General features: G+C 42.3%; 20 protein-coding genes and 1 pseudogene. 20 read left to right on the forward strand and 1 reads right to left on the reverse strand.

The genetic code is table 11. The annotated features are described in order from the left end of the window. The first annotated feature begins 67 nt into the window (after positions 1 to 67). The 7 genes from DW059_RS00890 to DW059_RS00920 all read left to right on the forward strand — a co-directional run bounded on the left by DW059_RS00890 (position 68) and on the right by DW059_RS00920 (position 9,742). The gene (locus DW059_RS00890) at positions 68 to 1,234 is read left to right on the forward strand and encodes a cysteine desulfurase family protein (protein WP_117696900.1); all 1,167 of its coding nucleotides are present in this window, start codon (positions 68 to 70) and stop codon (positions 1,232 to 1,234) included. A 68-nt stretch (positions 1,235 to 1,302) separates the two neighbouring features. Further along, complete coding sequence (mnmA, locus tag DW059_RS00895; RefSeq protein WP_022242412.1) at positions 1,303 to 2,382, forward strand: tRNA 2-thiouridine(34) synthase MnmA; 1,080 nt, start codon at positions 1,303 to 1,305, stop codon at positions 2,380 to 2,382. A 230-nt stretch (positions 2,383 to 2,612) separates the two neighbouring features. Further along, the gene (gene licT, locus DW059_RS00900; protein ID WP_022242411.1) at positions 2,613 to 3,449 is read left to right on the forward strand and encodes a BglG family transcription antiterminator LicT; all 837 of its coding nucleotides are present in this window, start codon (positions 2,613 to 2,615) and stop codon (positions 3,447 to 3,449) included. A 297-nt stretch (positions 3,450 to 3,746) separates the two neighbouring features. Continuing rightward, complete coding sequence (locus DW059_RS00905; protein ID WP_117696903.1) at positions 3,747 to 5,687, forward strand: beta-glucoside-specific PTS transporter subunit IIABC; 1,941 nt, start codon at positions 3,747 to 3,749, stop codon at positions 5,685 to 5,687. 173 nt (positions 5,688 to 5,860) lie between these two features. Then, a complete protein-coding gene (locus DW059_RS00910; protein WP_022242409.1) occupies positions 5,861 to 7,297 on the forward strand; it encodes a glycoside hydrolase family 1 protein in 1,437 nt (478 codons plus the stop codon). Positions 7,298 to 7,316: 19 nt separating this feature from the next. Continuing rightward, positions 7,317 to 8,930, forward strand: coding sequence for a phosphoenolpyruvate--protein phosphotransferase (gene ptsP / locus DW059_RS00915; RefSeq protein ID WP_117696963.1), 1,614 nt, complete (start codon positions 7,317 to 7,319; stop codon positions 8,928 to 8,930). Beyond that, the gene (locus tag DW059_RS00920) at positions 8,930 to 9,742 is read left to right on the forward strand and encodes an HAD family hydrolase (RefSeq protein ID WP_117696906.1); all 813 of its coding nucleotides are present in this window, start codon (positions 8,930 to 8,932) and stop codon (positions 9,740 to 9,742) included. Before ptsP ends, DW059_RS00920 begins: the two co-directional genes overlap by 1 nt. A gap of 216 nt (positions 9,743 to 9,958) precedes the next feature. Here DW059_RS00920 and DW059_RS00925 read toward each other — a convergent pair whose 3' ends face one another. Then, on the reverse strand, positions 9,959 to 10,771 hold the full coding sequence (locus tag DW059_RS00925; RefSeq protein WP_117696909.1) for a histidinol-phosphatase HisJ family protein: 813 nt from the start codon (positions 10,769 to 10,771) through the stop codon (positions 9,959 to 9,961). Positions 10,772 to 11,619: 848 nt separating this feature from the next. Here DW059_RS00925 and gap point away from each other — a divergent pair. The 13 genes and pseudogenes from gap to gpmI all read left to right on the forward strand — a co-directional run bounded on the left by gap (position 11,620) and on the right by gpmI (position 25,050). Then, on the forward strand, positions 11,620 to 12,636 hold the full coding sequence (gene gap, locus DW059_RS00930; protein WP_022242405.1) for a type I glyceraldehyde-3-phosphate dehydrogenase: 1,017 nt from the start codon (positions 11,620 to 11,622) through the stop codon (positions 12,634 to 12,636). A 181-nt stretch (positions 12,637 to 12,817) separates the two neighbouring features. Continuing rightward, the gene (locus DW059_RS00935; protein ID WP_022242404.1) at positions 12,818 to 14,029 is read left to right on the forward strand and encodes a phosphoglycerate kinase; all 1,212 of its coding nucleotides are present in this window, start codon (positions 12,818 to 12,820) and stop codon (positions 14,027 to 14,029) included. A 66-nt stretch (positions 14,030 to 14,095) separates the two neighbouring features. After that, positions 14,096 to 14,848 (forward strand): triose-phosphate isomerase, encoded by a 753-nt coding sequence (gene tpiA / locus DW059_RS00940; protein ID WP_022242403.1) that lies wholly within the window; start codon positions 14,096 to 14,098, stop codon positions 14,846 to 14,848. A 203-nt stretch (positions 14,849 to 15,051) separates the two neighbouring features. Further along, positions 15,052 to 15,492 (forward strand): RrF2 family transcriptional regulator, encoded by a 441-nt coding sequence (locus DW059_RS00945; protein WP_117696912.1) that lies wholly within the window; start codon positions 15,052 to 15,054, stop codon positions 15,490 to 15,492. 17 nt (positions 15,493 to 15,509) lie between these two features. Beyond that, positions 15,510 to 16,253 (forward strand): Fe-S cluster assembly ATPase SufC, encoded by a 744-nt coding sequence (sufC, locus tag DW059_RS00950; protein WP_117696915.1) that lies wholly within the window; start codon positions 15,510 to 15,512, stop codon positions 16,251 to 16,253. 21 nt (positions 16,254 to 16,274) lie between these two features. After that, entirely contained in the window at positions 16,275 to 17,681 is a 1,407-nt protein-coding gene (gene sufB / locus DW059_RS00955; RefSeq protein ID WP_117696918.1) for a Fe-S cluster assembly protein SufB, read from the forward strand. Positions 17,682 to 17,702: 21 nt separating this feature from the next. Next, a complete protein-coding gene (locus DW059_RS00960; protein ID WP_117696921.1) occupies positions 17,703 to 18,779 on the forward strand; it encodes a SufB/SufD family protein in 1,077 nt (358 codons plus the stop codon). 1 nt (position 18,780) lies between these two features. Continuing rightward, a pseudogene (locus tag DW059_RS17475) lies at positions 18,781 to 19,991 on the forward strand (aminotransferase class V-fold PLP-dependent enzyme). Beyond that, complete coding sequence (sufU, locus tag DW059_RS00970; RefSeq protein WP_117696924.1) at positions 19,981 to 20,409, forward strand: Fe-S cluster assembly sulfur transfer protein SufU; 429 nt, start codon at positions 19,981 to 19,983, stop codon at positions 20,407 to 20,409. Before DW059_RS17475 ends, sufU begins: the two are co-directional and overlap by 11 nt. Positions 20,410 to 20,444: 35 nt before the next feature. After that, on the forward strand, positions 20,445 to 20,813 hold the full coding sequence (locus DW059_RS00975; RefSeq protein WP_117696926.1) for a TetR/AcrR family transcriptional regulator: 369 nt from the start codon (positions 20,445 to 20,447) through the stop codon (positions 20,811 to 20,813). Then, the gene (locus tag DW059_RS00980) at positions 20,810 to 21,634 is read left to right on the forward strand and encodes a class I SAM-dependent methyltransferase (protein ID WP_117696929.1); all 825 of its coding nucleotides are present in this window, start codon (positions 20,810 to 20,812) and stop codon (positions 21,632 to 21,634) included. Before DW059_RS00975 ends, DW059_RS00980 begins: the two co-directional genes overlap by 4 nt. Positions 21,635 to 22,040: 406 nt before the next feature. Beyond that, the gene (locus DW059_RS00985; protein ID WP_207659143.1) at positions 22,041 to 23,468 is read left to right on the forward strand and encodes a CapA family protein; all 1,428 of its coding nucleotides are present in this window, start codon (positions 22,041 to 22,043) and stop codon (positions 23,466 to 23,468) included. 40 nt (positions 23,469 to 23,508) lie between these two features. Further along, a complete protein-coding gene (gpmI, locus tag DW059_RS00990; RefSeq protein ID WP_117696935.1) occupies positions 23,509 to 25,050 on the forward strand; it encodes a 2,3-bisphosphoglycerate-independent phosphoglycerate mutase in 1,542 nt (513 codons plus the stop codon). Positions 25,051 to 25,244 lie beyond the last annotated feature (194 nt).

The raw sequence follows: 25,244 nt of genomic DNA on the forward strand, positions 1-25,244 counted from the left end.
AACCAGATTTGTCAAAAGTATATGATAAATCAGAGGCAGAAAGAACTATTCTCAGAGGGAAAGAAGCATGAAGAAAATGATTTATCTTGATAATGCAGCAACAACACCGACAGCACCGGAAGTAATCGAAGCAATGCTGCCCTTTTATGAGCGTCGTTATGGAAACCCATCTGCCCTGTATGATCTGGGGCAAAAAAGTCATGATGCCATAGAAGAAAGCCGGCAGATCATTGCGCAGAGCATCGGGGCGCAGCCGGAGGAAATATATTTCACAGCCGGAGGAAGTGAATCTGATAACTGGGCATTGAAATGTACCGCAGAAAGTATGGTTATGCGTGGTCGGCATATCATTACCACGAAAATAGAGCATCATGCAATATTAAGAACCTGCGAATATCTGGAACAGAATGGTTATGAGATTACTTATCTTCCGGTAGATGACAAGGGAACGGTTTCCTTGGAGCAGGTACGGCGGGCAATCCGGCCGGATACCATATTGATTTCTGTTATGATGGCAAATAATGAGATTGGTACCATAGAACCTATAGCAGGAATCGGTATGCTTGCCAGGAGATATGGAATCTGTTTTCATACGGATGCCGTACAGGCATATGGACATATTCCCATTGATGTCAACAGAATGAATATTGATATGATGAGTGCCAGCGCACATAAATTCAACGGACCTAAGGGAACCGGATTTTTATATGTGCGAAAGAAAAAGAGGATACCTCCTTTTATCCATGGAGGAGGCCAGGAAAGCGGTGTCCGGGCGGGAACTGAGAATGTGCCGGGAATTGTAGGCATGGGAAAAGCGGCAGCCATGGCAATGGAAAGCTTAAAAGAGCGGATGGAAATCGAGACAAGGATGCGGGATTACTTGATTTATTCAGTATTAAAGCAGGTGCCGAAGGTAAGGCTGAATGGGGAATGGAACAACCGCCTTCCGAATAATGTGGACTTTTGTTTTGATGAGTTAGAAGGTGGGAATCTTTTGGTTATGCTGGATATGGATGGAATCTGTGCATCGGCAGGTTCAGCGTGTTCTTCCGGAGAACATGAGCCATCCCATGTGTTAACAGCCATCGGTGTACCGCCGGAAATTGCAAGGGGAGCATTGCGGCTTACTTTAAATGAAAAAATTACGGCAGAGCAGATTGATTATGTGACTGCCTGCATCAAAAAGAATGTCACAATCCTAAGGGGACAGAAGGAAACCGTAAAATTCACTTGACGGATGCTGACAGTGTGGGTAAACTGTGAGTGCAGCTAAAAATTTGCCTGTAGGATAGGATTAAATATATGAAGGAAAAAGTAGTAGTTGGAATGTCCGGCGGAGTGGATTCTTCCGTTGCGGCATATCTTTTAAAGGAACAGGGCTATGATGTGATTGGTGTAACCATGCAGATCTGGCAGGATGAGGAAGAGACACAGCAGCAGGAAAATGGTGGCTGCTGTGGCCTAAGTGCCGTGGATGATGCCAGAAGAGTGGCTGACCGGTTGGAAATACCATATTATGTGATGAACTTTAAACAGGAATTTAAACAGTATGTAATGGATTATTTTGTGGCAGAATATTTGGCAGGAAGAACGCCGAATCCATGCATTGCCTGTAACCGTTATGTGAAATGGGAGTCACTTCTTGCCAGAAGCTTAAGCATCGGAGCAGATTATATTGCAACCGGACATTATGCAAGAATTGCAAAATGTGACAACGGACGTTTCGCAGTGGCAAAATCTGTAACAGCAGCCAAGGATCAGACCTATGCATTATATAACCTGACACAGGAGCAGTTATCCCATACATTGATGCCGGTAGGTGCTTATCATAAAGATGAAATCCGCAAAATCGCAGAAGAGGTGGGACTTCCGGTGGCTCATAAGAGAGACAGTCAGGAAATCTGCTTTATCCCGGATAATGACTATGCAGGTTTTATTGACCGTGAGGTTGGAGATGCAGTTCCGGGAGAGGGAAACTTTGTGACAAAAGACGGTGAAATTATCGGACGGCACAAAGGAATTACCCACTATACCGTAGGACAGCGCCGTGGCTTGAATATACCATATGGCAAACGGATTTTTGTAACAGAAATAAGACCGGAAACCAATGAAGTAGTGGTAGGTTCGCCAGAGGATGTATTTACGGATACGCTGGTTGCAGACCATGTCAATTATATGGGACTTACCGATTTTGATGGCAGACGTCTCTTAGGTAAAATCCGTTATGGACATGCAGGAGCCATGTGTACCGTGGAAAATATCGGAGAGGGCAGGATCCGCTGTCATTTTGAAGAACCGGTCCGTGCTGTGACACCGGGTCAGGCGGTGGTATTTTATGATGGGGAATTTGTCGCAGGCGGTGGAATCATTATAGGAAAATAGTGAATTGTGCACAAAAATGAAATGATAAAATTATATATTATATACGAAGTTTACATTCCGGACTTGACGTTTCTGATAAAATATAGTACATTTGTAATGTAATAAGCAGGGACGCAAACCGGATTGTTACTAGAGATAGGCAAGACTGGATTGCACTTTAAGATAATTGTTAGGTCGGATTATTTAGAGTGTAATGCAGCTTTTTTTATATCATAAACAGGTGAAACGTAATGCAGATTATCAAAGTAATTAACAATAATGTGATCAGTTCCGAGGACGATAAAGGTAAAGAAATCATCGTTATGGGAAAGGGCATAGGCTTCGGAAAGAAAGCCGGAGAAGAAATAGATGAGACAAAGATAGAAAAAGTATTCTCCCTTCCGGACGAAAGTACCAGCCAGTTCATGCAGGTGGTAAAGGACATGCCGTATGAATATATCCGGACAGCCGAGCTGGTTATCGCATATGCCAGAGAAACATTAGGTTATCATTTAAGTAAAAATATTTATGTGACATTAACAGACCACTTGGGATACGCCATAGAGAGAAAGCAGCAGGGCATCGTTGTTGCGAATGAGCTTTCCTGGGAGATGAAGAAATTCTACAATGCAGAATTTCAGGTGGGATTGAAAGCCTTAGATATTGTAAAACAGGAACTAGACGTGGAGCTGCCGGAGGATGAAGCTGGATTTATTGCGATGCATCTGGTAAATGCACAGATGGGCGGTCAGATGAATCAGTCCAGGAACATGCCGGCAATGATAAAGGATATACTCAATATAGTCAGATATACCTTTCAGGTGGAATTGGATGAAAAGAGCCTGTCCTATGAGCGTTTTGTAACGCATTTAAGATTCTTTGTACAGCGGGTAATCAGTCGGGAAGACAGTGAACGTAATGATGAAGAATTTGACCAGTTGATTGCGGATCGTTTCCCGCGTTCCTACGAATGTGCACAGAAGATAAAGAGTTACATGAAGAAGAAGCTTGATTATGAAGTCTCGGATGTAGAGATTTCCTATCTGGCAGTACACATTCATCGTGTGATTCACAGTATGAATAAGTAAATACCCTTTCGGCAAGGGATTGTTACGTTAAGACGGCAAAACCCAGACGAATAAGACTCATAGGAAGAGTTTTATTTGTTTGGGCTTTTTTAATTTACAGGAAATTGCTTTCCTGTAAATTAAAAAACGCTCCGCGAGGATGCACACTGCGGCGTATAAGGTAGATGTCGCAAGCGACCGCCGCAGGCGCGAGAATGTGCCAAGGCACATTCGTTGTTTTTAACAAAATGAATAAAACACAAGAGTGTTTTAGATAAAAATGAACATGCTATAAAAAATAAAAATGGAGGGATTGTTATGGCAAGTAAGTATGATGGACTGGCAAGAATTATTATCCAGAACGTAGGCGGCAGGGAGAATATCATAAGCCTTGCGCACTGTGTTACCAGACTTCGTTTTAAATTAAAAGACGAGTCCAAGGCTAACACCGAAGTATTAAAAGCAACGGAAGGAATTGTGACAGTAATGAAATCCGGCGGACAGTATCAGATAGTAATCGGAAATCATGTACCGGATGTCTATGATGTGGTTTGTGAACATGCACATCTGGCCGGAAATGGAGCTGTTTCCGAGGATGCAGAAGACGGCAGAGAGAAGATGGGGCTTGGCGCAAGACTCATTGATTTGATTTCCGGTGTATTCCAGCCATTCCTTGGTGTGCTTTGTGCAGCAGGTATTATCAAAGGTCTTTTGGCGCTGTGGTCTTTTATCGCAAGTCAGTCAGGAATTGATGTTACCACAAGCGGAGCATATCAGCTCTGGTATTCCATTGGAGACGGATTCTTCTATTTCCTGCCGATTATCTTAGGATATACTGCAGCAAAGAAATTTAAGATGAATGAATTTATCGGAATGGCACTTGGTATATCACTTACCTATCCGGCACTGGTTAATCTGACTTCAGGAGAACTGATAGGTTCCCTGTTTGCAGGAACTTCCTTTGAAATGAATTATTATACAACCTTTTTTGGAATTCCTGTTATTATGCCATCCAGTGGTTATACTTCTTCAGTAGTACCAATTGTTATTGCAGTGGCTTGTGCTGCCTGGCTGGAAAAGAGATTAAAGAAAGTAATTCCGGACGTTATTAAAACATTTATCGTTCCGGTTGTAACTTTGGCAGTAATGGTTCCACTTACCTATCTGGTAATCGGACCGGTATCTACTTTCCTTTGCAACATTATCGGTATTATTTTCGGAGCAATCTATAACCTTCCGGTTGTAGGAGGTCTTGTAGCAGGTATCTTAGTCGGAGCATTCTGGCAGGTACTGGTAATCTTCGGATTACATTGGGGACTTGTTCCACTGGCAATGATTAATTATGGAACTTTAGGATATGACTTCATCCTTTCTCCATATTTCGCAGCATCTTTTGCGCAGTCCATGGTTGTACTGGCAATTGTATTAAAGACAAAAGATAAGAAACTTAGAAATATTGCATTACCGGCGTTTATCTCAGGACTCTTTGGTGTAACAGAGCCATGTATTTATGGTATTACACTTCCAAAGAAAAAACCATTCGTAATTTCCTGTATTGCATCCGCTATTGGTGGTGGAATCATAGGATTTGCCGGAGTTAAAACTTATATGATGGGGGGTCTTGGATTCTTCGGACTTCCGGCATTCATCGATGGTGAGTCAAAGAGCGTTTACAGTTTGATCTGGGTATTAATCGGTATGGCAGTAGCTATGGTAGTTGCATTCGTAGCAACTTACATTACCTATCATGATGATGCTCCACAGAATGATGAAGCAAAAATAGAAAAGAAAGGCACAAAAACCGCAGCAAACCAGGTAATTGCATCTCCTCTTACCGGAGAAGTAAAAGCCTTGGAAGAAGTAGAAGATGAAGCATTTTCAAGCGGAGCATTAGGTCAGGGTGTTGCTATTCTCCCGTCCGAAGGCAAATTATATGCACCATGTGATGGCGAAGTAGTAACCTTCTTCCCAACCGGTCATGCCATTGGAATAGTATCCGATGGCGGAGCAGAAATCCTGATTCATGTGGGCATGGATACCGTGAAATTAGATGGAGAAGGATTTACACCGAAGGTAGCACAGGGAGCCAAAGTAAAGAAAGGTGACCTTTTATTGGAATTTGATATTGCAAAGATTACAGGAGCAGGATATTCCGTTCTGACTCCGGTTATCATCAGCAACACAGCAGATTACGCAGATGTAGTTCCGACAGATGCAAAGAAAGTTGCAGCGTTGGACGCATTGATTACCGTTTTATAAATTAGTTTTCCATAGTTTTTTATACCTAAGGGTGCGGGCTCTGATAAAGGGCTCGTGCTCTATCCAACAAAATCAGAAGCCTTATTGCAGGGCAGAATGAGAAAAGAAAAATATAAAAACAGAAATTATAAATTTTCACAAATAAAAATAAAAAGAAGCAGGAGGAAAAAGCAATGAAGACATTTCGTAAAGATTTTCTCTGGGGCGGTGCAACCGCAGCCAATCAGTTTGAGGGAGCATGGGATGTAGATGGAAAAGGAGCATCTGTTTCTGATATGTGTACGAATGGTTCCCATACCGAGCCGAAAAAGGTAACAAGAACCATTCATCCGGAATATCTCTATCCGAGCCACGAAGCAATTGATTTCTATCATCATTACAAAGAGGATATTGCATTATTTGCAGAAATGGGATTTAAAGTATTCCGTTTATCCATTGCATGGACAAGAATTTTCCCGACCGGAATGGAGAATGAACCAAACGAAGCAGGACTGGCATTCTACGATAAAGTATTTGATGAGTGTTTAAAATATGGCATTGAGCCGCTGGTAACCATTTCCCATTATGAAATGCCATATGCACTGATTGAAAAATACAATGGCTGGGAAGCCAGAGAATGTATTGATTATTTTTTGAATTACTGCAAGGCAATTTTCGAAAGATATCAGGGCAAAGTAAAATACTGGCTGACCTTCAATGAAATCAATGGTGGAACCACACCGCTTGGCAACCTGCTTTCCCTTGGAACCGTAAAAGGCTATGAGGGAAAAATTACTGAGATTCCGGATGACCCGAAGGTTCGTTTCCAGGCATTACATCATCAGTTTGTTGCCAGCGCAAAAGCAGTAAAATTAGCACATGAAAAATATCCGGAATATCTTATCGGTGATATGAATGTCTTTATGACCAAGTATCCATTTACCTGCAATCCGGAGGATGTGTTAGCAACACAGAAGGAAATGCGGATTATGAACTGGTTCTGTTCCGATGTGCAGGTAAGAGGAGAATATCCGGCGTATATGGAGCGGTATTTTGAAGAAAATAATATTCATGTTAAAATGGAACCGGGCGATGAAGAAATTCTGCGGGAAGGCTGTGTGGATTTCTATACCCTCAGCTATTATATGAGCAGTTGTGTATCAAAAGATCCAAATGGCGAGCAGACGGATGGAAACCTGATTGCCGGTCTTAAGAATCCATATCTTAAGGCAAGTGACTGGGGCTGGCAGATTGACCCACAGGGCTTACATTATTCCTTAAATGAAATTTATGACCGTTATCAGATTCCGGTTATGGTAGTAGAAAATGGCCTTGGCGCTTATGACAAATTAGAAGAAGATGGAAGCATTCAGGATGATTACCGTATCGACTATCTGCGGGATCATATCAAAGAGATGAAAGAAGCGGTAAAAGATGGCGTTGACCTGATGGGATATACACCATGGGGATGCATTGATTTAGTAAGTGCATCCACCGGAGAAATGGCAAAGAGATATGGCTTCATCTATGTAGAAAAATATGATGATGGAACCGGAACTCTTGCAAGAAGAAAGAAAAAATCCTTCGACTGGTATAAAGAAGTAATTGCTTCAAATGGAGAAAACTTATAAAAGAAAGAAGGTATGGACTATGGAAAAGTTTAATGGAAAAAAGGTATTCAGCGGTATTGCAATCGGAAAGGTAAAACTCCTTTTAAAAGCTGAAAATCAGGTGGTAAGAAAGAGAATAGAAGACCCGGCAGCAGAGATTGCCCGCTATGAAGCAGCAAAGCAGACTGCAATTGAACAGCTCCACAAGCTTTACAAGAAAGCATTAAAAGAAGTGGGTGAAGTAAATGCACAGATTTTTGATGTGCATGCCATGATGTTAGAGGATGGAGATTATAATGATTCCGTTCACAATCTTATTGAGAGTCAGAGCGTAAATGCAGAGTATGCGGTAGGTGTTACCGGAGATAACTTTGCAGAAGTATTTGCAAATATGGATGACGAGTATTTCAAAGCCCGTTCCATTGATATGAAGGATATTTCTGAGCGTGTCATCAATGTATTATGTGGAAATGATATGGGAAGCGACCTTGGGGATGAGCCGGTTATTATCGTAGCAAAGGATTTAGCTCCGAGTGAAACCGTACAGATGGATAAAAGTAAGCTGCTGGCATTTGTAACACAGCTTGGCTCTACGAATTCCCATACTGCAATTTTAGCAAGAACTATGGGCATCCCGGCACTGATTGGTGTGGAAATCAAGGAAGAGTGGAACGGAAAACAGGCAATTGTGGATGGCTATACCGGAACTCTTATCATTGAACCGGATGAAGCAACTTTGGCAGAATATAAGAAAAAAGCAGAAGAGGATGCAAAACAGAAGGAATTACTGCTGACTTTAAAGGGAAAAGAAAATGTGACAAAGAGTGGTCAGAAAATCAATCTGTATGCCAACATCGGAAATGTCTCTGACTTAGCGGCAGTACTTAAAAATGATGCCGGTGGAATCGGACTTTTCCGTAGTGAATTTCTTTATCTTGAAAAAGATACCTTTCCAACAGAAGAAGAACAGTTTGCAGCTTATAAGCAGGTCGCAGAGACCATGGCAGGAAAGAAGGTTATTATCCGTACCCTGGATATCGGAGCCGATAAGCAGGTGGACTACTTTAACCTCGACAAAGAAGACAATCCGGCAATGGGATATCGTGCCATCCGGATCTGCCTGACCCGGCCGGAAATTTTTAAGACCCAGCTCCGTGCTTTATTCCGCGCAAGCAATTACGGAAATATTGCAATTATGTATCCGATGATTATTTCGGTAGATGAAGTGCGTAAGATTAAAGCAATTTCAGAAGAAGTGAAAGAAGAACTTACAAAGGAAGGGATTCCTTTTGGAAATGTGGAGCAGGGTATCATGATTGAAACTCCTGCAGCAGCAGTAATGAGTGATGAACTGGCAAAAGAGGTTGATTTCTTCAGTATCGGAACCAACGACCTGACCCAGTATACACTGGCAATTGACCGTCAGAATGCAAAGCTTGACAGCTTCTATAATCCGCATCATGAAGCAGTGCTCCGGCTGATTCAGATGACCGTGGAAAATGCACACAAGGCAGGCATCTGGGCAGGAATATGTGGAGAACTTGGGGCAGATACAACTCTGACCCAGCGTTTCTTAGAGATGGGGGTAGATGAATTATCTGTTTCTCCTGGCTGTGTTCTTCCGGTTCGAAAAGCGATTCGGGACGCAGAATAATGAGCCGTAAACTGATTTTTTTGGATGTAGACGGAACCCTGGTGGATTTCACCATGCACATGCCGGAATCTGCCAGGGAAGCATTAAGCATGGCCAGAAAGCGGGGACATCTGATTTCGTTATGTACCGGAAGAACTGTAACGAATGTGTATCCATGGCTTTTAGAGTTTGGATTTGATGCCATTGTGGCTTCGGCAGGTGCTTATGTGTCTGCAAATGATAAGGTGATTTACCATAGCGTTCTGGCAAATGATAAGGTGCAGGATATGGTAGAGGTGCTGAAGGAGCACGGTGCATGCTTTATGCTGCAGGGAATCAACGGACGTTATGTGGATGAAGAGAATGCAAAGAAAATGAGAGAACGCTGTATGCGGCTTGGACTTGATATTGACGGTGCTCTAAACGGATTGACGCTTGTTGAACATCCGGAACAGATGCCGGCTCTTGAAAGTGGAATGTATTTTGATGCCGATATTCCGGTGGATGTGATGCAGAAGGAAGTCGGAAATTATATCAAGATAACCGGAGCAAGCTTTGGCAAGGATCGTCAGATGTCCGGTGAAATGACGAAGATGGGAGTCAACAAGGCAACCGGAATGCAGCGGCTTATGGATGAGTTAAAGATAGGCAGGGAAGATACCATTGCTTTTGGTGATGGACCAAATGATGTGGAAATGCTGCAATTTGCAGGAACAGGAGTGGCAATGGGAAATGCGATTCCGGTAGTAAAACAGTATGCGGATATGGTTACAGATAAGATTGATGAAGACGGACTGTATCATGCATTCGAACGGCTGCATCTGCTGGGGTAGGATTTGAAGTAAAAACAATTTTCTTATGATAGAAAAGGCGGCGTGGTTCGTCAACTTAGGAGACATGATAAGTGCCCTTTACTGTATTTATGTTGTTTCCGCAGTTGACGAACCGCGCCGTTACTTTTGCATACACAGGAAAAATCGCGTGCCTGCATACAGATTTGGTGAACACCGCAATAAGAAGAGAAATTCGTAAAGCGTGATTCCCATAGTTTACAACGGAAGAAAAGCCGGTTTTCTCTTTTCGAATACAGTAAAATACTGAAAGCCTGCGGCCTTTAAAATATCCGGTACTTTTGCAAAATCAAATGCAACATGCTCCGGTTTGTGGGCATCGGCACCGATGGTAATGATTTCACCGCCTAGTTCGTGATAACGTTTTATAATATCTTCTGTTGGATTCGGATGTCCCAGACCATATTTGAAACCACCGGTATTGATTTCAATTCCTTTTCCCATATCAATGAGCTTTTCTAAAATCGCATCAATGACATCGGCATATTTCTGATAAGAATATTTAAGGTTCCGGTTTGGACCGTAGCGTACCACATAATCGATATGTCCATATACATCAAAATTATCAAATACCGCAAGATTTTCCAGGATAGATTCAAAATATTCCAGATAAGCCTGCTGTTCGGTTTTTCCTTCAAAAAAGCGGGAGTAGTAAGGGTCTTTGCCGTGGATTACATGGGAAGAGCCGATGACAAAATCAAAGTCATACCGGCTTATCAGTTCCTGATGTTTCGCTGCAAGATGAGGCTGCAATCCAAGCTCAATGCCGGTCAGCACTTTTATTTTATCTTTGTATTGCTGTCCCAGCTTCTGGATAGTTGGGAAGTAGACCGGAGTGTCTAAGATAAATTCCGGTTCATCCTCCGGATGTTCTTTTGGATAATCATAATCCATATGGTCGGTAATGCAGATTCCGCCAAGTCCCAGTTCAATAGATGCTTCAATCATGGATTCCGGTGAGGCCTCACTGTCGGTAGAAAAAGCAGTGTGCATATGTGTGTCCCAAAGCATAGTGTACTCCTTTCTGTGGGGTGTATGGCGGGTAAGGTTGTGCAGGTGGGGAACTGGATGAGAAAGCTTCTTCCCAAAAGCACCGGAACGCTTTTATGTAAGAAGCCGGCACTTCAACCTGCAGTATTTTTCTTTCTTTTATAATAAGCAGTCTTTCCAATGTTTGACAGTATACTGCATTTTGTCTGCCAGCGTGCGGATACCGTGAACAGCGTCTGTTAGGGACTCTTAGAATTCCCTTTGCAACCCGGCAACGCTGGTACATGGATGTACCAGCGAGGCACAATCTGAATATGGATATGAATTTGTGCCGGTTGCCGCAAATCAAATATCTTTGCAGGAATTCTTAGAGTCCCTTCAGACAAAGTGTGGTATCCGCTGCTGGCAGACAAAAGCAGTATCCGGTCAAAGCAGCCGGAAAGACAGCCTAATTTCAAGAAAAATACTGCCCGTAAAGTGCTGCGGATTCTCACATCATAACTGTTCCAGTGTTTTCGGGAAGAAGCTTTCCCATTCCTTTCGCCTACATATTGCACAAACCTTACCCGGTGTTTACACATTTCTACTAAGAAAAATGTTACATTTTCACAAGTATAGTAAAATCTTTGTATATAATACACAGAATACTATAATAGAAATTTGACAATCTGTCAAAAGACAGTATGAAAAATGGAAAAGCTATTGTAACATTTGTTTGAAAATGAGAAAGAAGAAATAAAAATAGTGAAAAAATTAACAAAGTGATGGGAACTACTTGAACTTTCGACAAAAATTGGTTAGAATAATACCAGATTGGGTACAATCCCAAATAAAGATATTTTATATTAAATTTCTAGGAGGAATTAATAATGGCAGTAAGAGTAGCAATTAATGGATTCGGCCGTATTGGTCGTCTGGCATTCAGACAGATGTTTGGTGCTGAAGGATACGAAGTAGTAGCAATCAACGATTTAACAAGCCCTAAAATGTTAGCACACTTGTTAAAATATGATTCTTCTCAGGGTAAATATGAGCATGCTGATGAAGTATCCTGCACAGATGATTCTATCATCGTATGTGGAAAAGAAATCAAAATCTATGCATTCCCAGATGCAAACAACTGCCCATGGGGTGAATTAAAAGTTGACGTTGTATTAGAGTGTTCAGGTTTCTATACAAGCAAAGAGAAAGCACAGGCACACATCAATGCAGGTGCTCGTAAAGTTGTTATTTCTGCTCCAGCAGGTAATGACCTTCCTACAATCGTATACAACACAAACCATGAGACATTAAAAGCATCTGATACAATCATTTCAGCAGCTTCTTGTACAACAAACTGCTTAGCTCCTATGGCTGATGCATTAAATAAATATGCTCCAATCCAGTCTGGTATCATGGTAACAATCCATGCTTACACAGGTGATCAGATGACTCTTGATGGACCACAGAGAAAAGGTGATTTAAGAAGATCTCGTGCAGCAGCAGTTAACATCGTTCCAAACAGCACTGGTGCAGCAAAAGCTATCGGACTTGTTATCCCAGAACTGAACGGAAAATTAATCGGATCTGCTCAGCGTGTTCCAACCCCTACAGGATCTACAACAATCTTAACAGCAGTTGTTAAGAAAGCTGGCGTTACAAAAGAAGATATCAATGCAGCTATGAAAGCAGCAGCTAACGAGTCCTTCGGATACAATGAAGACGAAATCGTATCTTCTGATATCGTTGGAATGAGATTCGGTTCTCTGTTCGATGCAACACAGACCATGGTTAACCAGGTATCTGATGATCTGTACGAAGTACAGGTTGTTTCTTGGTATGATAACGAGAACAGCTACACATCTCAGATGGTTCGTACAATCAAATACTTCAGCGAGTTAGCATAATTTACGAGAGAAACCCGCAAAGCGTGTTTCCCGTAGTTTAACGAACAATCACTGCACGGTAGACTACTTTTTTAAGCGACAGGCTGCCAGAGTGCAGATAAGACTCAGGAAAAGGGTCCGGTCTTTTGGGACCGGGCTCTTTCTTGCTATTAGAAATAAAATTTAAAGGAGACTACTTAATATGTCATTAAATAAAAAATCTATAGATGATATTAATGTAAAAGGACTTCGCGTTCTTTGCAGATGTGATTTCAACGTACCATTAAAAGAAGGAAAGATTACAGACGAGAACCGTCTGGTTGCAGCACTTCCTACAATCAAGAAATTAATCGCTGATGGTGGAAAGGTTATCCTTTGCTCCCATTTAGGAAAAGTAAAAACAGAAGAAGATAAACAGACCAAAACTCTTGCACCAGTAGCAGCAAGACTTACAGAGTTATTAGGACAGGAAGTTAAATTCGTTGTTGACCCTGAAGTTGTTGGTGAGAACGTAAGAGCAGCAGTAGCAGCTATGAACGATGGCGATGTTATCTTGCTTGAGAATACACGTTTCAGACCAGAAGAGACAAAGAACGGAGAAGCTTTCTCTAAAGACCTTGCTTCTATCTGTGATGTATTTGTAAATGATGCATTCGGAACAGCTCACAGAGCACATTGTTCTAACGTAGGTGTTGCACAGTTAGTTGACACTGCAGTAGTTGGATACTTAATGCAGAAAGAAATCGACTTCCTTGGAAATGCAGTAGAGAATCCGGTAAGACCATTCGTTGCAATTCTTGGTGGTGCAAAAGTTGCTGATAAATTAAATGTAATCAACAACTTACTTGAGAAATGTGATACCTTAATCATCGGTGGTGGTATGGCTTACACATTCTTAAAAGCAAAAGGATATGAAATCGGAATCTCTTTAGTAGATGATACTAAGATCGATTATTGTAAAGAAATGATGGCAAAGGCAGAGAAACTTGGAAAGAAACTTCTTCTTCCGGTAGATGCTGTAACGATCAAAGATTTCCCAAATCCTATCGATGCTCCAGTTGAAGTAGAAACTTATGATGCAGACAAGATGCCGGCAGACAGAGAAGGCTGTGATATCGGACCTAAGACACAGACACTTTTCGCAGATGCTGTTAAGACTGCTAAGACTGTTGTTTGGAACGGACCTATGGGTGTATTCGAGAACCCAACTCTTGCAGCAGGTACTATCGCTGTAGCAAAAGCTTTAGCAGATACAGATGCAACAACCATCATCGGTGGTGGAGATTCTGCAGCAGCAGTTAACCAGCTTGGATTCGGTGACAAGATGAGCCACATCTCAACAGGTGGTGGAGCATCCTTAGAGTTCTTAGAGGGTAAAGAGCTTCCAGGCGTTGCAGCAGCAAACGATAAATAAGTAATCAAAGCACATGCCTGTATGCAGGCAAAAGCTTATATATTTAAGAAAGAAGGACATTTTAAAATGGCAAGAAAGAAAATTATTGCCGGCAACTGGAAAATGAATAAAACTCCTAGCGAGGCAGTTGCACTGGTAAATGAATTAAAACCATTAGTAGCAAATGAAGACGTAGATGTAGTATTCTGCGTACCAGCAATTGATATTATTCCAGCAATGGAAGCAGCAAAAGGTTCTAACATCTGCATCGGTGCAGAGAACATGTATTTTGAAGAGAGCGGAGCATACACAGGAGAAATCTCTCCGGCAATGCTTACAGATGCTGGCGTAAAATACGTTGTATTAGGACATTCTGAGAGAAGAGAGTACTTCGCAGAGACAGATGAAACTGTAAATAAGAAAGTATTAAAAGCTTTCGAACATGGTATTACACCAATCATCTGCTGTGGAGAGACTTTAACACAGAGAAAACAGGGTATCTACCTTGACTGGATCCGTATGCAGATTAAGATTGCATTCCAGAACGTAACAGCAGAGCAGGCTGCAACAGCAGTTATTGCATACGAGCCAATCTGGGCAATCGGAACTGGTGAAACAGCTACTTCTGATCAGGCAGAAGAAGTTTGTGGCGCAATCCGTGCATGCATCCGTGAAGTATATGATGAAGCAACAGCTGAGTCTATCCGTATCCAGTACGGCGGATCTGTAAATGCAGGAAATGCAGCAGAGCTGTTCGCAAAAGCTGATATCGATGGTGGTCTGGTAGGAGGAGCTTCCTTAAAGGCTGACTTCGGAAAAATTGTAAATTACAATAAATAAGCTTTTCGGAAAATAGAATATTTTCATAAGAAATAAGAAACGTCACGAAATGCATTATGACATTGGTAGTATTTACCGGTGAAATGCATTTGGTGGCGTTTTTTTGTTCCCCGAAAAGAACAAACGAAAACTGATTCACCCATTGACATAGTAGGCGAATGGGTATATGATGCGAATGAACCAGAAAAGGAGGAATGCAGAGCATGATTTCAACTAAAGGAAGGTATGCATTAAAGGTTATGGTCGAGCTGGCGGAGCATGATGCGGAAGAATATATTCCGTTAAAAGGAATTGCCGAGAAACTGAATATTTCCCAGAAATATTTAGAGAGTATTTCGGCCATTCTTTCCAAGGGACATATGATAGAAGGTGTCAGCGGCAAGAAGGGCGGTTATCGTCTGAAGCGGAAACCGGAAGAATACAGGGTTGGTGATATCCTGCGGCTGACAGAAGGAACGCTTGCACCGGTATCCTGCTTGAGAGAAGACCAGGAGCCATGTGAGAAATCAGATTCCTGCTGTACACTTCCAATCTGGAAGGGACTGGCAGATTTGATAGATAAATATTTTGATGAAATGACGCTGGCGGATGTTCTGCAGTCGAAGCAGGAAGCGGAGAAGAAAGCAGCGAAGAAGAAACAATAGATGCAGGAGGAAGAAAAATGAGCAAAGAATTACTTTTAGAGGTTAAAAATCTGAACGTCAGTGTAGAAGAAAAACATATTTTACATGACGTAAATCTTGAAATAGGAAGACATGAGACACACGTACTGATGGGACCAAACGGAACCGGTAAATCTACACTGGGTTATACACTGGTTGGTAATCCACGTTATCAGGTAGAGAGCGGAGAGATCTTTTTCCGGGGAAAAAATATTACCGGAGAGCCGGTGAATGAACGCGCAAAGAGCGGCATGTTCTTATCTTTCCAGAACCCACTGGAAGTACCGGGCGTTACCTTAAGTTCCTTTATCCGTAGTGCATTGGAACAGAAGACTGGAAAGAGAGTCCGTTTCTATGATTTTAAGAAAGAACTGGCAGAGAAAATGAAACTTTTACAGATGGATCCGTCTTATGCAGAACGTGATTTGAATGTAGGATTTTCCGGCGGCGAAAAAAAGAAAGCTGAAATTTTACAGATGTTGATGTTAAAGCCGGAGCTTGCGATTCTGGATGAAACCGATTCCGGACTGGATGTAGATGCAGTAAGAACCGTATCAAAGGGAATCGAAGAATACCAGAAGAGCAGTAAGGGAAGCCTTTTGATTATTACACACAGCACCAAGATTTTAGAGGCATTACACGTAGATTTCACACACATCATGGTGGAAGGACACATTGTTAAGACCGCAGATGCATCCCTGATTAATGAAGTAAACGAGAATGGTTTTGCAAAATACGAGTAAGGAGTGTAAGGAGTGTAAGGAATGGAAGAGAAAAGCTATGTAGAAGATATCGACAGAAGCATATATGATATCCGGGACGATGAGAAGGATGCTTATAAGCTGAAAGAAGGTCTTACTCCTGAAATCGTAGAGCAGATATCAAAAGAGAAAAATGACCCCGTCTGGATGCAGAATTTCCGTTTACAGTCTTTACAGATTTACAATGAAATGGAAGTGCCAGACTGGGGACCATCGATTGAAGGACTGGATATGGACCATATCGTAACCTATGTCCGCCCAAACACAAGGATGAAGGGAAAATGGTCTGAGGTGCCAAAGGACATTAAAGATACCTTTGAACGTCTTGGAATCCCACAGGCAGAAAGAAAGTCACTGGCAGGTGTTGGCGCACAGTATGATTCCGAACTGGTTTATCATAATGTAAGAGAAGAAGTTGCCGCACAGGGCGTTATTTATACGGATTTGGAAAGTGCAATGCATGGCGAATATGCAGATATGATACAGAAGCACTTTATGAAGCTGGTAAAACCAAATGACCACAAATTTGCAGCATTGCACGGTGCAGTCTGGTCCGGTGGTTCTTTCGTTTATGTGCCAAAGAGTGTGGACGTAGAGATTCCGCTGCAGTCCTATTTCAGACTGAATGCAAAAGGTGCCGGACAGTTTGAACACACATTGATTATCGTAGATGAGGGAGCATCTCTTCATTTCATCGAAGGATGTTCTGCACCAAAATATAATGTGGCCAATCTGCATGCAGGATGCGTGGAATTGTATGTTGGCAAGAATGCAAAACTTCGTTATTCCACCATCGAGAACTGGTCAAAGAATATGTATAACTTAAATACCAAGCGGGCACTGGTAGAAGAGGGCGGAACCATTGAATGGGTATCCGGTTCCTTCGGTTCCCATGTATCTTATCTGTATCCGATGAGTGTCTTAAAAGGAAAGGGTGCCCGCATGGAATTTACCGGTGTAACTTTTGCAGGAAAAGGACAGAACCTTGATACCGGAGCCAAAGTGGTACACTGCGCACCGGACACCAGCTCCTATATGAATACCCGTTCCATTTCCAAGGATGGTGGTATCAGTACTTTCCGTAGTTCCGTTGTGGTAACGAAGGAAGCGAAAGGCACGAAGTCAGCAGTATCCTGTCAGTCTCTGATGTTAGATTCTGAGTCCCGTTCCGATACCATTCCGGCAATGGACATCCGTACCAAGGATGCCAATGTGGGACATGAAGCCCAGATTGGAAGCATCAGTGATGAAGCAATTTTCTATCTGATGTCAAGAGGCATGAGTGAAGAGGACGCAAGAGCCTGCATCGTCAGCGGATTTGCGGATAATGTTTCCAAGGAACTGCCTTTAGAGTACGCATTGGAAATGAACAATTTGATTCGCCTTGAGATGAAGGGCAGCATAGGATAGCAGAAGGGATGTGGAAAGAGCATGGAACAAAATGTAAGTATGAAAATCAATGAATTGCCTTCTCCTACCTGGAACTGGCTGAAGGTAAATGAAACTCCGATAAAATGGAGCAATAAGATAGAACCTTGTGAGATTGCAACAGAGGGAGATGTAGTAGCTGCTGAAACAGAGCAGCTTTCGGACATTGAAACCGGTGCCGGAAGAGAAGCAGATGCAATCTTTGCAACAGAAAATACTGCAAAATATCAGATTCTTGCAGATAATGCAGGACAGGATAAAACCGTAAGACTGCACGTTTCCGGTAAAAAAGATGCACATACGGCAGGCTGTGTAGAGATAGTTGCAAAAGAAAACAGTACACTTACTGTTGTGATGGACAGCCGTGTGGCTCCGGATGTCACAAAAGAGGAAGACAGCACTGCAGAAGCATCTCTGGCAGTCCGTGTCAGAATGAAAGTCGAAAGCGGTGCATCTGTAAGATTAGTTCAGGTTCAGATGCCGCAGGAGCATGAGGCTTTATTAAGTGATATAGGCGGCAATTTAATTGGCGAGGGAGCAAAGGTGGAATATATCCAGTTATTCCTTGGAAAAGGGAATCTCTATTCCGGATGCCGCATGGATTTGAATGGAAAAGAAAGCAATTTTGCTACAGAGACCGGATATCTTGGTCAGGCACAGCAGATTTTAGACTATAATATGGTAGCTAATCATTTTGGCGAGAAAACCATGAGCTATATTAATTCTGACGGAGCTCTTCGCGGACAGGCACATAAGGTTTTCCGCGGAACTATTGATTTTAAACGTGGTTCCTCCGGCGCAGAAGGACAGGAAGAGGAAAGCGTACTTCTGCTGGGTGATGATGTGGAAAATAAGACCATTCCGCTGATTTTATGTGCACAGGAAGACGTAAAGGGAAATCACGGAGCAACCATTGGAGAATTAGATGAAGATACCATGTTCTATTTTGGAGCAAGAGGTATTGATAAAGAAGCTGCAGAACGTATTGTGACAGGTGCAAAATTGGAGCATATCTGTGATTTGATGAAGGATGAAGCAGCAGAAAAAATTGCGAAGGAAGCGCTGGAAGAGGTGATTTAGAATGTACGATTTTAAGAAGGATTTTCCTCTTTTTAAAGACCGGGATGTTATCTATCTTGACAATGCAGCAACCGCACAGAAGCCGGCATGCGTCATTGAAGCGGAAAAGGAATTTTATGAAAAACATAATGCCAATCCGCTGCGTGGATTCTATCCTTTGAGTCTGGAAGCAACCGATGCCTATGAGGCAGCGAGAAAAACAGTTCAGCAGTTTATCCATGCTGCCTCTGAGACAGAAATTATATTTACCAGAAATACCACAGAGAGCCTGAATTTAGTAGCGTACAGCTATGGCTTAAATAACCTTTGCCCGGAGGACGAAATTGTGGTTTCCATTATGGAACATCACAGCAATATGCTGCCGTGGCAGATGGTGGCAAGACAGACCGGCGCAAAGCTTATTTATCTGGAATGTGAAAAGGACGGTAGTTTAAGCGAAGCAAAGCTAGACGAAGCTTTCTCCGATAAAACAAGACTGGTGGCAATCACACAGGTGTCCAATGTGCTGGGACGTCCAACACCGGTAGAGGAAATTGTGCGAAGAGCAAGAAAGAGCAATGCAGTAGTCGTGTTGGATGCAGCCCAGAGTTCCCCGCATATGCCGATTGATGTGCAGAAGCTGGATGTGGATTTCCTGGCATTTTCCGGTCACAAGTTAATGGGACCGATGGGAATTGGTGTCTTATATGGAAAGAAAAAACTTTTAAAGGCAATGCCGCCATCCTTACCGGAGGAGAAATGATAGATTCTGTAACAAGAGACGGTGCAAAATATGCAGAGCTTCCGCACAAGTTTGAGGCAGGAACCGTCAATGCAGCAGGCGCATTGGGACTGGCTGCCGCCATTGATTATATTAACAAAATCGGTTTTGAAACCATGCAGGAGCGGGAACTTACACTTACGAAAAGAGCCTTGGAAGGACTGAAAGCAATTCCAAAGGTTCATGTGCTAGGCTCTGAACTGGCAGAAGAACATACCGGAATCCTGACATTTACCATTGAAGACGTGCATCCGCATGATGTCAGTGCCGTATTGGAATCCGACGGTGTGGCTGTCCGTGCAGGACATCATTGTGCACAGCCATTGTTAGAGTATCTGGGCGTCCGCTCCGCTACAAGAGCAAGCCTGATGTTCTACAATACAGAAGAAGAAGTCGATGCGCTGGTGAAAAGCGTAGCAGGAGTCAGAAGGAGAATGGGATATGGAGAGTAGAAGTTTTTACAATGAAATTCTTACCGAACACAATATTCACCCGGAGTTCAAGCATGACCTTCCAGATGCCGACCTGGTATTAGAGGGCGTGAATCCAAACTGCGGAGATGATATCTTTTTAAAATTAAAATTAGATGGCGATGAAATCGTAGATGGTGCATTTGTAGGAGATGGCTGTGCTATTTCCCAGGCATCTGCCGATATTATGCTGGGCATGATTGTCGGAAAGAAGAAAGAGGAAGCACTGCATTTAGGAGAATTATTCTTAAAAATGATAAAAGGAGAAGCTTCGGATGAAGAAATCGACGAGCTGGAAGAAGCTTCGGCATTAAAGGATATTTCCCATATGCCTGCCCGGGTAAAATGTGCCGTATTAGGCTGGCATACCTTAGAAGAAATGTTAAATGATGAAGCTTGACAAAATGGTTAGTCTATACTAACATAACGAGTGTTATGGGTGAGAATGAAAGAAATAGAGAACAGACAAGATTACGTTTCATCAAAGCAGGAAAAGCAGAATTTTTAGAAAAGGGTTATACGCAGGCGTGTCTTAGGGACATCTGCAAGCGGGCAAATGTGACCACCGGAGCCTTTTACTTTTCCTTTGCCAATAAGGAAGCATTGCTTCATGCAATCTTAGGACCGGCAGTGGAACAGTATCAGAAGCTGATGCAGGAATTATATGTAAGAGAGGCAGCAAATCCTGAGACAGCAATCGAAAATGACAGGATGCCTTCTGGATGTAAATCTGGAGGGTGTCCTTTTTTCTTTACCATAACAGAATATAACTTTTGTTATGGTGCGAAAGGAGAGCACACATGAAGAAAATTGAAATGACCGGAGTACCGGAAACCATGATTCAGACACTCTATGCAAGAGCCATGGAGTCTGAAAGAGAGGGACATCTTATCTATGATAAGAAGGCAATGGAAATCGTAAAAGAGATGGACTATGATTTCACAAAGGCAAAGGAAGATGCCATGATGCAAAATGGCGTTGTGGCACGAACCATTGTACTGGATGAACTGGTACAAAACTATGTCACAGCACATCCGAATGCTGTTGTAATTAATATTGCCTGTGGTCTGGATACCAGATTTTATCGGGTAGATAACGGGAAATTACGCTGGTTTAATCTGGACTTGCCAGTGACCATAGAAGTGCGTAAAAAATTCTTAGAAGAAACTGGGCGGGTATCCGTCCTTCCTTATTCTGCGATGGATGAGGCGTGGGCAGAAGAGGTTCATAAGACACTTGATGCTGAGACCGATTTACACAATGAAACACGTCCGACTCTTGTGATTATCGAAGGGCTGACCATGTATCTTTCCAAGGAGAATGTGCAGAAGATATTTACAATTATCCGAAAACATTTTACCGATGCAACTGTACTGGTGGAAACCATGTCTCCATTTGTAGTAAAACACATCAAAGAAAAATCCATAGAAGCCAGCAAAGCGAAATTTACCTGGGGTGTAAAGAACGGACGCATACTGGCAAAAGAATTGCCGGGTTTTGAACCGGTAAAGGACGTAAGCCTGGTGGAGGGTATGAAAAAGCTCTATCCAATCTATGGAATAATTGGGAAAATACCGGCAGTCCGCAACATATCGAACCAAATCATAGAGTTAAAAGAAGTGTGATATTTTTGAAGCCTAATAGTAGAATTTTGAAAATCGAATTCTGGTATACAGCAAACTATCTGTGCGGGTCATTCGTCGGCAAGCCTTGTAAGGGCTGTTAGGGGTACTTGGAATTTCCTATACAATTTAGCAACGCAGGCACAGGGATGTACCTGCGAGGTGCATCTGAGCATGGATGCGAATATGCACCGGTTGCGGGAAGAAAAGGCGTATAGAGGAAATTCTTAGTACCCCTTTCTGCCCTTACGTGGCATTGTCGACGAACGACCTGCACAGATAATTTAGTCTATACCAGAATACGCTTGCAAAATAAGGATTGTTAGAAAAAGAAAGATAGTGTATAATGTTATCGGCAATAAAGCAGGGCATACAAGAGAGAAAAGAGGAGTTGGGCGAGGATACCGGTTTGAGAAGAAAAACTTTGCAGATAGCAGGGCTGACAATATTATTGTTTGGAATGATTTGCAGCGGATGCCGGCAGAAGACGGCAGTAAATGCAGAACAGAAAGACAGTGAACAAATAGAATATGCAGCAACAGAATCTACAGAAACAGCTTCGGAATCAGAGAAGCAGGAGACGAAGAAGCTGGTAATAGAAGATCTGGATGATGCATACGAGGCATTATTAGATTCCTGCAGTAAAGAGTTTATCGGGGATTACCGGATTGATGAGAGCTTTCTGAACTGGATTTATGCCAACTACGGAAAAGATGCAGTGCTTAATATTGCAAAAGAGTCCCAGGAAGAACAGGATGTAAATATCTGGTATAAAGAGACCGGAAATTCGATTCATGTGTTGTGGCTTCTTTATTGTCAGGCAACAGGAATGAATGAAGAGGATCTGCAGCAGGTTTACTGGAAAACATGCAATTCGCCAGATGAGATCGTGCTGGATTTTACCGGCGATATTAATTTCGCAGAAGGCTGGGGCACGACAGAGCATATGGACGGGCAGCCAAATGGAATCTATGACTGTTTTTCTGCTGATTTGTTACAGGAAATGAATGACGCTGACATAATGATGATAAACAATGAGTTCACCTACAGTACAAGGGGGGAACCTTTAGCTGGCAAGGATTATACTTTCCGGGCAGATCCAAAGCGTGTCGACTTGTTAGAAACATTTGGAACAGATATTGTCAGTCTTGCCAATAATCATGTCTATGACTATGGCGAAGCTGCATTGATTGATACCATAGATACACTGGAAGAGGCAGGAATTCCGTATGTAGGAGCAGGAAAAGATTTAAAGGATGCCATGCGTCCGGTATATTTTGTGGCAAATGGAAAGAAAATAGCAATTGTATCAGCTACACAGATTGAACGCTCTTTAAATTATACGAAGGAAGCAACTGAGACGACACCGGGCGTGTTAAAGACCTTAAATCCGGACAAGTTTCTGAAAGTAATAGAAGAAGCAAGAGACAACAGCGATTATGTGATTGCTTTTGTACACTGGGGAACAGAAGGAAATAACTATTTTGGTTCTGACCAGGTGGCTCTTGCAAAACAGTTTGTGGAAGCCGGTGTGGATGTCATTATCGGCGGACATACCCATTGCCTGCAGGGCATGGAATATATGGATGGCGTGCCGATTATCTATAGCCTTGGCAATTTCTGGTTTTCGGCGTCAACATTAGATACCGGCTTATCCCAGGTAATCATCCGGGATGACGGAACTATTGATTTCCGGTTTCTGCCGTGTATACAGAAGAATTACAAGACCTCACTGGTGACAGATGAAAGTGAGAAAAGACGTATTTTTGATTTTATGGAATCCCTTTCCGTGGGAATTACCATAGATGATGATGGATATGTGACAGCAACGGAGTAATCCGTTTCAATAGAAGATTTTAAAGAAAAGAGGAAAAAACATGAGTAAAAAACCAACCGTATTGATGATTTTAGATGGTTTTGGTCTGAATGACAAAACTGAGGGTAATGCAGTAGCCCAGGCAAACAAGCCAAACATTGATGCACTGATGAAAGATTATCCATGGGTAAAAGGAAATGCCAGCGGACTTGCCGTAGGACTTCCGGATGGACAGATGGGTAACTCCGAAGTAGGACATATGAACATGGGTGCAGGAAGAATTGTATACCAGGAATTAACCAGAATTACCAAAGAAATCGAAGATGGAGATTTCTTTAAAAACGAAGTATTGCTTGCCGGCATGAAAAATGTAAAAGACAACGGTTCTGCACTTCATTTATATGGATTATTATCCGATGGTGGAGTTCACAGCCACATTACACATTTATTCGGACTTCTGGAAATGGCAAAAAAAGAAGGTTTAGACAAAGTATATGTACACTGCTTCTTAGACGGCCGTGATACCGCACCTACTTCCGGAAAAGGATTTATCGAAGAGCTGGAAGCAAAAATGAAAGAAATCGGTGTTGGTGAAATTGCAACCATCAACGGACGTTACTATGCAATGGACCGTGACAACCGTTGGGATCGTGTAGAAAAAGCATATAAAGCAATTACAGAAGGTGTTGGCGAGACAGCAGACAGCGCTGTTGCAGCAATTGATGCATCTTATGCAAAAGATGTAACAGACGAGTTCGTAGTTCCGACTGTAATTATGAAAAATGGTGCTCCAACTGCAACCGTACAGGATAACGATACCATTATCTTCTTTAACTTCCGTCCTGACCGTGCAAGAGAGATTACCAGAGCATTCTGTGCAGATGAGTTCGACGGATTTGACAGAGGCGCAAGAAAGAACGTAACTTATGTATGTTTCACAGAATACGATGGAACCATTCCAAACAAAACCGTTGCATTCCACAAGGTAGAACTTACCAATACATTTGGACAGTTCCTTGCAGACAATGGCAAGACTCAGGCAAGAATCGCTGAGACTGAGAAATATGCTCATGTAACCTTCTTCTTCAACGGCGGTGTAGAGGAGCCAAACAAAGGTGAAGAAAGAATTCTGGTAAAATCTCCAAAGGTAGCAACCTATGATTTGAAACCGGAAATGAGTGCATACGAAGTATGTGATAAATTAGTAGATGCCATCAAATCTGAAAAATATGATGTAATCATAATCAACTTTGCTAACCCGGATATGGTTGGACATACCGGAGTTCAGGCTGCAGCAATCAAGGCAGTAGAAGCAGTTGATGAGTGCGTAGGCAAAGCTGTTGCAGCATTAAAAGAGGTTGACGGACAGATGTTCATCTGCGCAGACCACGGAAATGCAGAGCAGTTAATCGATTATGAAACAGGCGAACCATTTACAGCACATACTACCAATCCGGTACCATTCATTCTGGTAAATGCAGACCCTGCATACGGTTTAAGAGAGGGTGGATGTCTTGCAGATATCGCTCCTACATTAATCGAGCTGATGGGAATGGAACAGCCAAAAGAAATGACAGGGAAATCTTTGTTAATCAAAAAATAAGACCGTAAGGGCGAAATACTAACTACGAGAAACACGCTTTGCGAGTTTCTCAAGTTATCGCAGTGCTTGGCAAATCTGCATGCAAGCATGTAATTTATCTCGCTGCTCGCGTAAATAAAAAGATTCTGTATCTCAAGTGTAAGGTACAGAATCTTTTGCTATAGATAAGTATTTTCCGGCACATATATTAATAA

Source organism: Roseburia sp. AF42-8 (assembly GCF_003435965.1).
Taxonomy (GTDB): domain Bacteria; phylum Bacillota; class Clostridia; order Lachnospirales; family Lachnospiraceae; genus Roseburia_C; species Roseburia_C amylophila.